This window comes from Gemmatimonas sp. (assembly GCF_036405635.1).
GTDB lineage: Bacteria > Gemmatimonadota > Gemmatimonadetes > Gemmatimonadales > Gemmatimonadaceae > Gemmatimonas.
The window spans coordinates 14,716-28,728 of sequence record NZ_DASWXE010000040.1; the positions used below are offsets into that span (position 1 = coordinate 14,716).

Consider the following 14,013-nt stretch of genomic DNA (forward strand, 5'->3'; position numbering starts at 1 on the left):
CGAGAGGCACTCCGTGATTCGTACGTTCCTGCCGTTGCTGTTGGCCACGATTGGTGCAGCCGGCGTGGCATCGGTAGCGAGCACTGCGCACGCGCAGGCAGCGCCCCGCACGACGGCGCGTGCCGCCGCGCCGGCCGCGCAGGGGCCGGTGCAGTTCACCGACATCTCGGGGCGTCGCATCGCGCTCGCCAAGCCGGCGTCGCGTGTGCTCATCGACGACGGGCGCTTTCTGATGGCGATGGCGCTCATCGATCCCGATCCGGTGCGCGCTCTGGTTGCCTGGCCGAAGGACATCAACCGCATCGGTGTGCGCACGCACGAGCAGTTCCGCGCCAAGTACCCCCGCCTCGATTCGCTCACCGCGATTGCCAGTTCGGCGGCGACCTACTCGCAGGAACAGGTGCTGCGCGTGCGTCCTGACGTGGCCGTGTTCTCCATGGGTCAGGGACCGTCTCCGGAGCAGGTGGAGCAGCTCAAGCGGGCCGGCATTGAGGTGGTGTTCATCGACTTCTTCGTGCACCCGCTGAAGAACACCGACCCGAGCCTCCTCATTCTCGGACAGCTCGTGGGACGTCGGGCGGCGGCGCAGGCCTTCGTGGATTTCCGTCAGCAGCACATGCGTGCCATCTCCGATCGCCTGCAGCGCGCCGGCTCGCGTACGCCGCCCAAGGTGTTCGTGGAAGTGCACGCCGGCATCTCCGAGGAGTGCTGCCATGCGCCCGGCAAGGGCAACATCGGTGACTACATCACCTTCGTGGGCGGCCACAACATTGCTGCCGATGTGCTGCCCGGCACCACGGGCAAGTTGAACATCGAGTACGTGCTGTCGCAGAACGCGCCGGTCTACATCGAGACGGGTGGCCCGCACCTTGAGAAGGCCGGTGGCCTCGTACTCGGCTCTGGCTTCACGCCGGAGCAGGCGCGCGCCGCGCTGCAGAAGATGACGTCACGCCAGGGCATCGCGTCGCTGGCCGCCGTGAAGAGCGGTCGCACGTATGGTATTGCCCATCAGTTGCTGAATTCCCCGCTCGATATTCTGGCGGTGGAATCGATGGCGCGTTGGATCGATCCGGTGCTGTTCAAGGACATCGATCCGGCGAAGACGCTGGCCGAGATCAATGCGAAGTTCATCGCCGTGCCGATCGAAGGTCCGCAGTGGGTCAGCCTCCGGTGACGACGTTGCCGTTCCTGCTTTCCTCGGTATCGGACACCTTCATGGCGTCCGGTGTGGTGGAACGGGTGCGTCTCTCGCGGGATGCCGGTTTGCCGGCAGCCGTGGCGTCGTGCCTGGCAGGAATGTCTGTCGACGCGCCCGAGTCGGTGCTGGTCGGTGCGATCGCGTTCGATCGCGCACGGCCCATGGACCTGGTGCGTCCGGTGTTGGTAACGCGTGGTCGCTCGTGGGACGAGGCGTGGTCGCTGCATGGCGGTGCCGCCTTGCCAGGCATCACGGACGAAGCGCAGCACGGCGCGTTGGTGCCAGGCATCTGGCGTGTGACGCCGGAGCCGTCGCGGGCAGACTACGAAGCGGCGGTTGCAAGTGCGACCGCGAGCATGGCGGATGACGTCGAGCAGGCCGTGGCGGAACCGCTGCGCAAGGTGGTGCTGTCACGCAGCCTGTTGCTCAACTCCACCGCTCCCATCGATCTGCCACGTCTGTTGGCGCGGCTGCGGCTGGATCCGAGTGTGACGACTTTCTCCACGCCGCTTCCATCGGGTGCGGATGGCAACGTGCGGACGCTGGTGGGCGCCACGCCCGAGCTGTTGCTGTCCAAGTCCGGGCACACGGTGATGTCGCATCCGCTGGCTGGTTCCACGCCGCGACGTCCTTCGCCATCGGAAGACCGGGCGGCGGCGGAGGCTTTGATGCGCTCCGACAAGGATCTGCGTGAACATGCCGCGGTAGTGGAGTCGATCGCCGATGTGCTCACGCCATTCTGCACGTCGCTCGACTTTGCGCCGTTGCCGGCACTCGTGTCCACGGCCACCATGTGGCATCTGGGCACCCGTATCACGGGCCGCCTGCGCGACGATGCGGTGTCGTCGCTGGAGCTGCTCGATGCGGTGCATCCCACCCCGGCGGTGTGTGGTGTGCCACAGCCGCGCGCGCAGTCGCTGATCACCGAGCTCGAAGGGTTCGATCGCGACTACTTCACAGGCGCAGTGGGTTGGTGTGATGCGCGTGGTGATGGCCGCTGGATGGTCACCATTCGTTGCGCCGAAGTGTCGGGCACGCGGGCGCGGCTGTATGCCGGCGCGGGCATCGTCATTGGGTCGGACCCGGCGGGCGAGGGTGCCGAAACGTCGGCGAAGTTCGAGACGATGCTCCGGGCGCTGAGCGCGCAGGAAGTGGTGTCGCGCGTGAACCGTCCGGTGGCGATTTCGCTGGGAGAGCCGCAGCATGTCTGACACCTCGACGATGCCGGCCGGCGACGCACCGGTTGCCGGTGTGCCGACGCAGGTGTGGCCCCCCGCGGACGCGGCTCGCTATCGCGAGGCCGGCTACTGGCAGGGTGAGTCCATTGGCCAGTGGCTGCGCGCTCGGGCAGCGACATATGCCGGACGCACGGCGGTGGTCGGTGGCGATGTGCGTTGGACGTATGCGCGACTCGATCGGGAAGCTGACCGAGTCGCGGCGGGCTTTCTGGCTCGCGGTGTGCGTCCCGGTGAGCGGGTGGTGGTGCAGCTGCCCAACATCCCGGAGTTCTTCGCCGTGATGCTGGGGCTCATCCGGGCCGGCATCGTGCCGGTGTTTGCGTTGCCTGCGCATCGCCAGACAGAGATCGACAATATCGCCGCGGTATCGGGCGCCGTGGCATACGTCATGCCGGCCGTGCACGACAAGTTCGACTATCGCACGCTGGGACGCGCTTTGCGTACGGCGCAGGCGACGGTGCGGCATGTCGTGGTGGTTGGCGCTGATGTCATGGACGCGGCCGACGACGGGGTGCTCGAGCCGCTGTCGGCGTTCCTGCGCGATGACGCCGATGTGAGCACGGCGCGCATCGTCGATCCATCGCCGTCATCGGTGGCGTTTTTGCAGTTGTCCGGCGGTAGCACCGGCTTGTCCAAGCTCATTCCGCGTACGCACGACGATTACCTGTACAGTGTGCGGGCGAGCGCCGCCATCTGCGAGCTTACGCCCGAGTCGGTGTATCTCGTGGTGTTGCCAGTGGCGCACAACTTCCCCATGAGTTCTCCGGGATTCCTCGGTGCGCTCGATGCGGGTGCATGCACAGTGCTCAGCCCTTCGCCGGCGCCGGATGTGGCGTTTGGCTTGATCGAGCGCGAGCGCGTGACGATCGCGGCGGCTGTCCCACCCGTCGCGCTCATGTGGCTCGAAGCGCGAGACATGAGCTCGGCCGACCTGTCGAGTCTCGAAGTGCTGCAGGTGGGTGGTGCCAAGTTGACGCCGGCCGTGGCCGCACGCGTCACGCCCACGCTCGGTGCGACGCTGCAGCAGGTGTTTGGCATGGCCGAAGGGCTGGTGAACTACACACGACTCGGCGACGACACAGAGACAATCTGCCAGACGCAGGGCCGACCGATCAGCCCGGACGATGAGCTGCGCATCGTGGACGATCATGATGTGCCCGTCGCACGCGGCGCGGTGGGGCATCTGCAAACGCGCGGCCCGTATACCATTCGCGGCTACTACCAGAACGAAGCCGCCAATGCGCGCTCGTTCACGGAAGACGGCTTTTATCGCACCGGTGACCTCGTGAGCCTCACCGACACGGGCTATCTCGTGGTGCACGGTCGTGCGACCGATCAGATCAACCGCGGCGGCGAGAAGGTGTCGCCCGAGGAAGTCGAAGATCATCTGGTGGCCCACCCCGGCGTGCGCGATGCCGTCGTGGTGTCGGTGCCGGACGACTACCTCGGTGAACGCGCATGCGCATTCGTGATTCTGCGAGGTGAGCGGGTCGCGCCACCGGTGCTCAAGGCGTGGATTCGTGGTCGGGGGCTGGCGGCGTACAAGGTGCCGGACCAGATCGTGTATGTCGACGCGTTTCCGTTCACCGGGGTGGGCAAGACCAGCCGCAAGGACCTGCGTGGTGCCCTGCGTGAACTCGCAGCCCAGCGCAATGCCGATGCAACGCCTTCTGCACCGGCTTCCTCTTCAGATTCGACCAGCTCATGAGCAACGCAAAGTTGCCCCGCATCGCGTCGTACGCGCTGCCGACGGCGGAGGAGTTGCCGCCGGTGGTTGCGCCCTGGCGCGTGAATACCAGCCAGGCCGCGCTCCTCATCCACGACATGCAGCAGTACTTCGTGGATGCCTTTGCGGCGGGCCAGTCACCGATCGATGTGGTCGTGGCCAACATCGCCCGCCTTCGCGAAGCCTGCGACGCCCAGGGCGTTCCGGTGTTTTACACGGCCCAGCATGCCGCGCAGGACCAGCGCGATCGTGGTTTGCAGGCCAAGTTCTGGGGCCCCGGCATGGTCACCGCCGAACAGGCCGCCATTGTCGACGCACTGCGTCCCGGCAGTGAGCATCATGTGCTCACCAAGTGGCGTTACAGTGCCTTCCAGCGCACACCACTCGAGGAGATGATGCGAGCCCGTGGACGCACGCAGCTCATCGTGTGTGGTGTGTACGGGCACATCGGCTGCATGCTGTCGGTGGCCGATGCCTTCATGCGCGATATCGAACCATTCCTCGTGTCTGATGCGATCGGCGATTTCTCGCGCGCCCATCACGATCAGGCCCTCACGTACGCCGCATCCCGTTGCGCGGTAGTGCAGACCACGACGGAACTCGTCGAGGCCCTGTCGGCAACGGAGCCCACGCCATGAGCGCTCTCACATTCGACGGCATGCGGGAGTCCGTAGCCGCCATTTTGAAGGAAGATGTGTCGCAGATCGGTGACGAAGACAATCTCGTCGACTGGGGACTCGACTCCATCCGCCTGATGGCACTCACCCTGCAGTGGCAGCGCGCCGGCTACAAGATCGAGTTCGCGCAGCTCGCGGAACGTCCGCAGCTCACCTACTGGTGGGGACTGCTCGCCGCGGCGGGTGGTGAGGGACATGTCGGCTGAACTCGCCGATGGCAGCGCGCTGACCGGCGTGGCGTTGACCGAGGCCCAGGAGGGCATCTGGTACGCCTCGCAGGCAGACCCGTCGCATCCGGGCTACAACACGGGTCACGCCGTGGAGTTGCGTGGATCGCTCGACGTGTCGCGGTTCGCGCGTGCCATCGCAGCGGCTCATGCCGAATCGGCGGGGCTTGCGGTGCAGGTCGTCGACACCGAAGACGGCCCTCGTCTGGTGCCGTCGACACGGACCACGGTGCTCGAGGTGGTGGATCTCACGGGACATGATGATCCGCACGCCGCCGCAGTGCATGCCATGCAGGCCGATATGGACCGCCCGCGAGCACTCGACCGCGATGCGTTGGTGGTGCAGCGTCTGTTTGTGCTGGGACCGGCACACTGGCTGTGGTATGAAGGCATTCACCACATCCTGATTGACGGCTACGGTACGCTGCTGCTCATGCGGCGCATCTGCGAGTTGTACGATGATCTCCCCGATGCCGGGCATGACGCGGAGTCGTTGCCGCTCCCGGGGATGGCCATGGGCGCAGTTGCCGATGTGCAAGCCGATGATGCGCGCTATCGCGCCGGCACGCTGCGCGAGCGCGATCGCCGGTTCTGGCACGAGCAGTTCGTACGCCGGCCCGAGATCACATCACTGTCCGCCTCACGCGCACCGGCTGCCCGGCATGCGCGCATGGCGTCGACCGCACTGCCGTCGGCGCTGCTCGTCGCCGTGCATGCACTGGCCGAACAGGTGGAAGTGCCGTGGCCGGATGTGCTCGTGGCCTTCATTGCCGCGTATCTCACGCGCCACACGGGCCATGACGAGATCGTCATCGGTGTGCCGTACATGGGCCGGCTGGGTACACCCGCCGCCCGCGTGCCGACGATGACGATGAACGTGCTGCCCATGCGCCTCGCGCTCGATGAAGCGCAGACAGTGCAGGCGCTGGTGGCCGATGTCTCCGATCGCCTGCGGATCGCGCGTCGCCATGGCCGCTATCGCAGTGAGCAGTTACGGCGTGACCTGCACCTGGTGGGCGGAGACCGGCATGTGCACGGCCCCATCGTCAACGTGCTGCCGTTCGAAGAAGCAGTCGTTCTGCGCGATGTCGTGAGCAGCCACGTGGTACTCGGCACGGGACCGGTGGACGATCTGGCCATTGCCGTTCGTGGCGGAGCGTTGGGGCTTGCTGGTCCCGACTCCGCCGTGGACCACGCGACCGCACGACTCGAGTTCGAGGCCAATCCCGATCGCTACTCCGCGGCAGACGTGGAGGCACACCTCGTGCGCCTGTCCACATTCCTGCAGCGCGCCGTGCAGGCCAACACGTTGGCCGTCGTCCCCACGCTCACCGACGACGAACAGCAGCGATGGGTGCACGCGGTGAATGACACCGCGCATGCGGTGGCACCGGGCACGCTCGTGGACCTCATCGATGCCACGGTACAGCGACAGCCCGATGCACCGGCGCTTCGGGCCGACGGACGCACATTGAGCTATGCACAGCTCGACGCACAGGCACGCGATGCGGCGGCCGCGTTGACTGCACTCGGGGTTCGTCGCGGAGATGTGGTGGCATTGGCCATCCCGCGTTCGCTCGACCTGTCCATCGTCATGCTCGGTGTGTTGCGCGTGGGCGCGGCCTACATGCCCATCGAAGGTGATCAACCCACCGACCGTGTGGCGGTGATGCTGGCCGAGGCGCGTCCGCGGCTGGTGGTGACGAGTGCGGCGTTCAGTGCGGTACTACCGGACACGGTTGCCCAGGTACGCGTGCATGGCGGTGTGATCGACGTGGCGGGGCAGCCGACGATTGCGGGTATTGCTCCCGAGCGCCCAACCGGCAGTGATGCGGCGTATGTGATCTTCACCTCGGGGTCCACCGGCATCCCCAAGGGTGTGGTGGTGGAGCATGCCGCCATCGTGAATCGTCTCGAATGGATGCGCACGCACTACGGCATCGGCGCCGGAGATCACATTCTGCAGAAGACACCGGTCACGTTCGATGTGTCGGTGTGGGAGCTGTTCCTGCCGTTTGTTTCCGGCGCAACGCTGGTGATGGCGCCGCCCGAGTCGCACCGCGATCCTGCGTGGCTGGCCCGTGTGATCGACGAGGAACACATCTCGGTCATGCACTTCGTGCCGTCGATGCTGTCGGCGTTTCTCGCTGATCAGGAGAGCGCGGCAAACCGCGTGCGATCCCTGCGCCAGGTGTTCTGCAGCGGTGAGGCCCTCACGGCGGAGCAGCGTGATCGCTTCCATGTGTTGTATCAGACCGAGTTGCACAACCTGTACGGCCCCACCGAGGCGGCCGTGGACGTGACATACTGGCCGGCGGCGCGCGATGATCGCAGCGATCCCGTGCCCATCGGGTTCCCCGTGTGGAATACGGCCATGTATGTGCTCGATGCCCGTCGCCGCGCCGTGCCGTCAGGTGTGCCCGGTGACCTGTACATCGCGGGTGTGCAGCTGGCGCGTGGGTACCTCAATCGCCCCGAGTTCACCGAGGAGCGATTCGTCGCCGATCCGTTTGTCGCGGGCGAACGCATGTACCTGACGGGCGACAAGGCGATGTGGCGTGCCGATGGCGCACTCACCTACCTCGGGCGCTCTGATCATCAGGTGAAGATCCGCGGCGTGCGCATTGAGCCCGGCGAGATCGAGTCGGTGATCATGGGCCTTGGCGGATTTGCGCAGGCGCATGTGGTGCCACGGGTGATGACCGACGGCGAAACGCGACTGGTGGCCTATGTGGTGCCCGCTACTGGTAGCGACGTAGCGCACGCGGCCAACCTGCGCACGCAGTTGCAGCAGCGACTGCCCGAGGCGATGGTGCCGTCGTATGTCATGGCGATGGACACGCTGCCCCTCACATCCAGCGGCAAGCTCGATCGCAAGGCGCTGCCGTTGCCGGAGCAGGCCACCGGCACAGGGCGCCAACTGAGCACGGTCACAGAGCACGCGGTGGCGACACTGTTTGCCGACCTGCTGCAGCTCGACGTGTCCACGCTGCACGCCGACGACGATTTCTTCCTGCTTGGTGGGCATTCGTTGCTAGCGGCCAGCGCGATGGTGCGCCTGCGCGTCGAGCGCCAACTCACGGCCGGTATCGGTGCGCTGTTCGCCAATCCCACCGTGGCCCGCTTTGCGCGTTTCCTCGACGAGGTGAGTCCCGCGACGACCGGCGCACGCGCGCAGTCGGAGGGGCTTGGACCAACCGTCTTGCTCGTGGATGGTGGTGATGCAATGACCTCGGGTCAGCCACCGCTCTTCTGTGTGCACCCTGCTGGTGGCATCTCCTGGTGTTATGCCGCCCTGGGGCGCGCACTCGGTCGTACCGGTCCACATCCACGATCCGTGTACGGTTTGCAGGCAGATCTTCATGGCGGAGCGCAGCCCGAAACACTGCGTGCGATGGCCACCGACTACGTGCAACGCATCCGCGCCATCCAGCCATCGGGACCGTACCATCTCGCGGGGTGGTCGGTGGGTGGCATCATCGCGCAGGAGATGGCCGTGCAGTTGCAGGAAGCCGGCGCCGTGGTGGGATCGGTGACACTGATGGACGCGTATCCGAGTGATCACTGGCGGTTGGCACCGCCGCCGGCAGAGGGTGCGGCGCTGGATGCACTGCTGCTCATTGCCGGTATCGATCCTGCATCGATGAACCAGTCCGACCGCAGCCTCGAATCCGTGATCGGATTGCTCCGGCAGTACGGACATCCGCTTGGTACACTCTCCGACGCAACGCTGGGCGGCGTGCTGCAGGTGGTGGAGTCGAACAACCGTCTCGTGCGGGGACACGAACAACGTCGCTTCGATGGTCCGCTGCTGCATCTGCGCGCGGCGCTCGACCATGGCGACGGGTCCTACCTGGCCACTGAATGGGCTCCCTATGCCCGCACGGTGCACGCTCATGACATTCCCTCGTTGCACGCACACATGACGAGTTCGGAGCATGCGGCGCTGGTGGCGTCGTTGATGCACCCCGCCATGATGGCCTCATCGGGAATGGTGTCATGATGTATCCCGGCCTATCGGGAGAGGTGGCCATCGTCAGCGGTGCGGCCGGTGGCATCGGGTCGGCCGTGGTGTCATCGCTGCTCGAGGCGGGTGTGCGGGTGGTGGCGTTTGATCGCCACGCGCCGGCGGACCACGATGCGGATGCAACGCGCTATCGTGCCGCTGCCGTGGATGTGACGCAGTCGGCGGAGGTGAACGCACTGGTGGAGCGCACGATCGCCGAGTGGGGGGCGGTGCGTTTCGGCGTGAACGTGGCCGGTGTACTCCATACAGCGTCGGTGGTGGACACCGATGATGGCCAGTGGCAGCGACTGTTCGCGGTGAATACGACTGGTGTATTCAACCTCTCTCGCGCGCTCGCGCGGCACATGATGGCACAGCGCCGCGGGAGCCTGGTCACCGTCGCGTCCAACGCCGGCGGTGTACCCCGCCAAGGCATGGCCGCGTATGGCGCGTCCAAGGCGGCGGCCTCGTCGTTCACACGCAGTCTGGGCCTCGAGCTCGCACCTTTTGGGGTGCGATGCAACGTGGTGTCACCGGGTTCGACCAGAACCCCCATGCTCGAGGCGATGCTGGCCGAGCATGGTGTGGAGAGTGTGATTGCGGGATCTCCCGCTCAATTCAAGATCGGCATCCCACTTGCGAAGCTCGCCGAGCCGGGTGATGTCGCTGACGCAGTGTTGTTCCTGCTGTCGGATCGTGCCGGACATATCACGATGAACGAGCTTTTTGTCGATGGCGGAGCGTCACTGCATGGTTGACGCGCTGCTCACCCCGCACGCGCTGCGTGCGGCGATACCCCGGGCCGACGTGGCCCTCGAAACGGTGGATCAGGCCCGCGGCGTCATTCGCGATATCCTGCATGGCGCGGATCGGCGGTGGCTGGTCGTTGTTGGTCCATGCTCGGTGCACGATGTCGACGCCGCACTCGAGTATGCCGGGCACCTGCAGGCGTTGCAGAAAGAAGTCGCGTCTTCACTGTTGCTGGTGATGCGGGTGTACGTAGAGAAGCCCCGCACGCGGCTGGGCTGGACCGGCCTGCTGCATGATCCGGGACTCGATGGCAGCGGCCGCGTAAACGATGGACTGCGTATTTCGCGCGCGCTGTTCCAGGAGATCAATGCGATGGGTCTGCCGGTGGCGACGGAGTTTGTTGATCCGCTCGTCGCTGACTATCTGCAGGATCTCGTGGCCTGGGGTGCCATCGGCGCCCGCACGGTGGAGAGCCCATTGCATCGGCAGATGGCCTCCGGACTCGCGTGCCCGGTGGGCTTCAAGAACAGCACCAGTGGTGATGTCACCGCAGCGATCAACGGCATGATCTCGGCGGGCGCCACACATCGGGTGCTGTCGGTCGACGACGAAGGACGTGCCGTGGTGCGTCAGACCCCCGGCAACCCGGACACGCACCTCATCCTGCGTGGCGGCACCCGCCCCAACGCTGACCGCCACTCCGTGCATGTGGCCAGCGCATCAGTGGCGCGTGAACGCCTCGTGCCGCGCATCATGATCGACTGCGGTCACGGCAACGCCGGTCCGTCGGGGGCGCAGGCGGTGGTGCTGGAAGACATCATCCGCCGCGTGCAGGTGCGCAGCGAAGACATGACCCATGTACTGGGCATCATGCTCGAGAGTCACCTCGAGGAAGGCCGCCAGCTCTTCGTGCCCGGTGTGCCGCTGCGCCCAGGCCAGAGCATCACCGATGCCTGCGTGGGCCTCGAGGACACGCGCCGCTTGCTGCGGGACCTGGCGCGCGCCCTCGGGTGAGCACGATGTGTTTCGCACGATGTGATGCACACGTGTGTTGATCACATCGGGAAGTCTCAGTTGGTCGGGCGAGGGGCGGCGGTGCGCAGCGAACGCGTCGTCCCGAGCCATTCTACCGGCAACTGGCGACGCTTGAGGTCTGCCATGATGGCGTCGTGCTCCGCCTGATAGGTCGGGACGCCCACAAAGGGCGTGTACAGCCAGCGCAGTGTTGGCGAGTACACCGCGAGTGCCACACCAAAGTCAGGCACCTCGAATGGCGTCACCAGCAGCGAGTCGCTGCCAATGCGTAGCCATTGCGCACGCGAGACGATCGTAGCGCGCGACGCGCCTGCTGCCCCGATCATGCGACGTACCGATGGTGCCGCGCCCGGAGCCACATAGAGCGGGCGCTGCTTCGCGGCGAACCATCGCACGCCGCCGTTGCCGCTCACCGGGCGGGCCACGATGGCTGCGGAGGCACCGCTGCCGGTACGCTTGGTCAGCCAGTCATGCACCAGACCCACCGCGCCATCGGTCTGCGCGGTTTCCAGCAGCACCCAGGATCCGCCGATCCGCACCGCGCCAATGCTGCCCGTGAATGGCGGGAAGTTCGCGAAGGCCTGCTCGACGATCTGCACCGAGTCGAGAGACACCTGCCACATCGGACGCTGCTCGGTGGCGAGATAGCGCGCCACGGAGCTGTCGGGGATGGCAAACGAATCCGCTGGGGCCGGCGCATTGATCGCCACCGACATGGCGGTCATGCGCTTGTACGGACGACCCACACGCCGTACATCACGCTGACGCGGAATGAGCACGCCGGGGTTGTAGCGGGTCCATCCTGAATACCAGATCTCGACATCCTGTCGTGCCCACGGCGCGAGACCAAAGTCATTGGTTTCGTCAGCCGAGAAGCGGATGAACGACAGCAGCTGGGTGCCACGATGGATGAACCAGGTGGCGGGGAAGCCATCGACTGTGCCACGGATGCGGGCATGTGCCACGCCGCCGACGGTGCTGTCGGTGAGCAGGCGCATGGTACCCGAGGCCCGGGCCTGTTGCAGCGTGCGCTCCGGCGCAAAGGCGAACAGCTCGCGCCGCTCATCAACGTAGGCCACGTTGAGTGGCGCGATGGTCGTCGGCCCATTGGGCTGGGACAGCCAGCGTGCACCGACGGTATCGCGCACGACATCGACGGCTGCGGCTGGGCTGGGCAGGAAGTAGCGGGTGTTGCGCCAGCTCTTCGTGCCGTAGTTGCGCAGCTCACTGTGCCGTTCATACGATGGTGCATCGGCATACGGCAGCTCCGAGAAGCCGATACGCTGCCACTGCGTCATCACATCCATGCGGATAGACGTGACCGCATTCAGAAGGCTGTCGCCGCCCATGCGGGCAATGGAGCCAGCCACGACTGACTCGGCACGCGGGTCATTGACGGCCTGCGCCGTCAGCGTGGTCCACGGCAGGACGCCAGCAAGCAAGGAGAGGGAAAGCGATGCCACCTTCGGCAGGCGATTCCGGAACGTGTGCATTGGATGAGGAATGGGAGGAGGACAGTTTTCCTGACCTCACCACGCGCCGCCGGCGCCCCAGTTTCACTCTTTGTCCCGCGCCAATGCCACTCGGCGATGCGAATACCAGATGCATGGGACGAACATACGGCCGAGCGAAAAGTGCCCGGCGTGCGTAGCTCCTAATACCTGCATTTAATCACCCACTTTTATCGGATATGCGTGCACTCCGCGGATGGCTGATGGCGATGGTGCTGGCGAGCGCAGCCGGATCGGCGCGCGCCGTATCGGCCCAGGACACCACGGCACTCGATCCCGTCATGCGCCTGCAAGCCAAACTGGACGCGGGCACGGTGATGCTGGCTCACGACTCGGTGCTGGGCTATCTGCCGGCGGTGCTCAAAGCGCTCGAGATCCCGTCTTCATCGCAGACGCTGGTGTTCTCGCGCACGAGCCTGCAGACGGACAAGATCACGCCGTGGTCGCCGCGCGCGCTGTACTTCAATGACGACGTGTACATCGGCTATGTGTTCGACAGCGACTTCCTGGAGATCGCGGCCGTGCACCCGACAGCCGGCGCGCGTTTCTACACGTTCGGACAAACCACGCGGACCAATCCCCGTTTCTCGCGCGAAACCACGACCTGTCTGATGTGTCACCAGTCGCGTGCCGTGACGGGTGGTGTGCCGGGTTTCATGGTGCTGTCCACGCTGGCCGACCGACACGGCTATCCCATCACGGGGGTGCACGATGGTCCCACCACCGATGCGACGCCGGTGCGGCAGCGCTTTGGCGGCTGGTACGTGACGGGCACACACGGCACCATCGGGCATTCCGGCAACGTGCACTCGCCGCTGCTCGGTCATCAGGTGGCCGATAAGGCGCAATACCGCTCGCAGTTCAACATGCGTGGCCAGAGCGCACTCACCGCGTTGACGGGCAAGTTCGACTCGACGTTCTACCTCACGTCGCAGAGCGACATTGTGGCGATCATGGTGCTCACGCATCAGACGATCATGCACAACCTCATCACGGCCACGCACGAAGCCGCACGCGAAGCATTGCTGGCAGCAGCCATCGCGCCGCCAGAACAGCGTGGGCAACCCACACCGGTGACGCCCAGGCTGCGTGGTGCCGTGGAGACGCTCGTGCGCGGCATGCTGTTTGTGAATGAGGCGCCGCTGGAGGGGCCCGTGAAGGGCACGACGACCTTTGCGGCCGACTTCATGGCCCATGGCCCCCGCGATGCGCAGGGACGTTCCCTGCGTACGCTCGACCTCGAGAAACGCCTCTTCAAGTATCCGCTCAGCTTCCTGATTCACTCGGAGGCGTTCGATGCGCTTCCTGAGGTCGCGAAGCGCGCGATCTACACGCGTCTCGACAGCATCCTTCGCGGCACCGATCGCACGCCGGACCTGCAGGGCATCTCCGCTGACGACCGACGCGTGGTGCTGGAGATTCTCACGGCCACCAAGCCGGAGTTTCTGAAACTGCGAGCGCCCTGAGCTGGCCGTTGGCCAACCCAGGGCGCCCCAGAGCTACCGACGCCAGACTACTTGTTCGCGTCGAGAATGGCGCGCCGTTCCAGCGCCGTCTGTCCGCTGGTGATCCACTTGGCCGCCGGTTCACCCTTGAGGTAGTGACCGAACCACTCGAGGATGCGCGTCTGGTAGTCGCGCTGATT

10 protein-coding genes are annotated in these 14,013 nt (G+C 65.7%); 9 read left to right on the forward strand and 1 reads right to left on the reverse strand.

Annotation, left to right across the window (positions count from 1 at the left end; translation table 11 throughout):
• Positions 1-13: 13 nt before the first annotated feature.
• Genes VGE27_RS02935 through VGE27_RS02970 form a run of 8 tightly spaced genes read left to right on the forward strand, consistent with a single transcriptional unit; the run spans position 14 to position 10,836 of the window.
• Positions 14-1,174 (forward strand): ABC transporter substrate-binding protein, encoded by a 1,161-nt coding sequence (locus VGE27_RS02935; protein WP_331048135.1) that lies wholly within the window; start codon positions 14-16, stop codon positions 1,172-1,174.
• A complete protein-coding gene (locus tag VGE27_RS02940; RefSeq protein ID WP_331048136.1) occupies positions 1,156-2,409 on the forward strand; it encodes an isochorismate synthase in 1,254 nt (417 codons plus the stop codon). The genes VGE27_RS02935 and VGE27_RS02940 overlap by 19 nt, the downstream gene beginning before the upstream one ends.
• The gene (locus VGE27_RS02945; protein WP_331048137.1) at positions 2,402-4,144 is read left to right on the forward strand and encodes a (2,3-dihydroxybenzoyl)adenylate synthase; all 1,743 of its coding nucleotides are present in this window, start codon (positions 2,402-2,404) and stop codon (positions 4,142-4,144) included. Before VGE27_RS02940 ends, VGE27_RS02945 begins: the two co-directional genes overlap by 8 nt.
• Positions 4,141-4,800 carry an isochorismatase family protein gene (locus VGE27_RS02950; protein WP_331048138.1) on the forward strand — a complete coding sequence of 220 codons (660 nt, stop codon included), beginning with the start codon at positions 4,141-4,143 and terminating at the stop codon, positions 4,798-4,800. The genes VGE27_RS02945 and VGE27_RS02950 overlap by 4 nt, the downstream gene beginning before the upstream one ends.
• Positions 4,797-5,045 carry a phosphopantetheine-binding protein gene (locus VGE27_RS02955; RefSeq protein WP_331048139.1) on the forward strand — a complete coding sequence of 83 codons (249 nt, stop codon included), beginning with the start codon at positions 4,797-4,799 and terminating at the stop codon, positions 5,043-5,045. The genes VGE27_RS02950 and VGE27_RS02955 overlap by 4 nt, the downstream gene beginning before the upstream one ends.
• Complete coding sequence (locus tag VGE27_RS02960) at positions 5,035-9,069, forward strand: amino acid adenylation domain-containing protein (protein ID WP_331048140.1); 4,035 nt, start codon at positions 5,035-5,037, stop codon at positions 9,067-9,069. The genes VGE27_RS02955 and VGE27_RS02960 overlap by 11 nt, the downstream gene beginning before the upstream one ends.
• Positions 9,066-9,830, forward strand: coding sequence for a 2,3-dihydro-2,3-dihydroxybenzoate dehydrogenase (locus tag VGE27_RS02965; protein WP_331048141.1), 765 nt, complete (start codon positions 9,066-9,068; stop codon positions 9,828-9,830). Before VGE27_RS02960 ends, VGE27_RS02965 begins: the two co-directional genes overlap by 4 nt.
• Positions 9,823-10,836: a 3-deoxy-7-phosphoheptulonate synthase gene (locus tag VGE27_RS02970; protein WP_331048142.1), complete on the forward strand. Its 1,014-nt coding sequence runs from the start codon at positions 9,823-9,825 to the stop codon at positions 10,834-10,836. Before VGE27_RS02965 ends, VGE27_RS02970 begins: the two co-directional genes overlap by 8 nt.
• 56 nt (positions 10,837-10,892) lie before the next feature.
• Here VGE27_RS02970 and VGE27_RS02975 read toward each other — a convergent pair whose 3' ends face one another.
• Complete coding sequence (locus VGE27_RS02975) at positions 10,893-12,350, reverse strand: hypothetical protein (RefSeq protein ID WP_331048143.1); 1,458 nt, start codon at positions 12,348-12,350, stop codon at positions 10,893-10,895.
• Between the two features lie 197 nt (positions 12,351-12,547).
• On the opposite strand from VGE27_RS02975, the gene VGE27_RS02980 reads away from it, so the two are divergent.
• The gene (locus VGE27_RS02980) at positions 12,548-13,834 is read left to right on the forward strand and encodes a hypothetical protein (RefSeq protein ID WP_331048144.1); all 1,287 of its coding nucleotides are present in this window, start codon (positions 12,548-12,550) and stop codon (positions 13,832-13,834) included.
• The last annotated feature ends 179 nt before the right edge of the window (positions 13,835-14,013 follow it).

Coding starts and splice junctions, on each gene's coding strand:
- VGE27_RS02945 (WP_331048137.1), top strand. CDS start 2,402: ATGTCTGACACCTCGACGATGCCGGCCGGCGACGCACCGGTTGCCGGT.
- VGE27_RS02950 (WP_331048138.1), top strand. CDS start 4,141: ATGAGCAACGCAAAGTTGCCCCGCATCGCGTCGTACGCGCTGCCGACG.
- VGE27_RS02955 (WP_331048139.1), top strand. CDS start 4,797: ATGAGCGCTCTCACATTCGACGGCATGCGGGAGTCCGTAGCCGCCATT.
- VGE27_RS02960 (WP_331048140.1), top strand. CDS start 5,035: ATGTCGGCTGAACTCGCCGATGGCAGCGCGCTGACCGGCGTGGCGTTG.
- VGE27_RS02965 (WP_331048141.1), top strand. CDS start 9,066: ATGATGTATCCCGGCCTATCGGGAGAGGTGGCCATCGTCAGCGGTGCG.
- VGE27_RS02970 (WP_331048142.1), top strand. CDS start 9,823: ATGGTTGACGCGCTGCTCACCCCGCACGCGCTGCGTGCGGCGATACCC.
- VGE27_RS02975 (WP_331048143.1), bottom strand. CDS start 12,350: ATGCACACGTTCCGGAATCGCCTGCCGAAGGTGGCATCGCTTTCCCTC.
- VGE27_RS02980 (WP_331048144.1), top strand. CDS start 12,548: ATGCGTGCACTCCGCGGATGGCTGATGGCGATGGTGCTGGCGAGCGCA.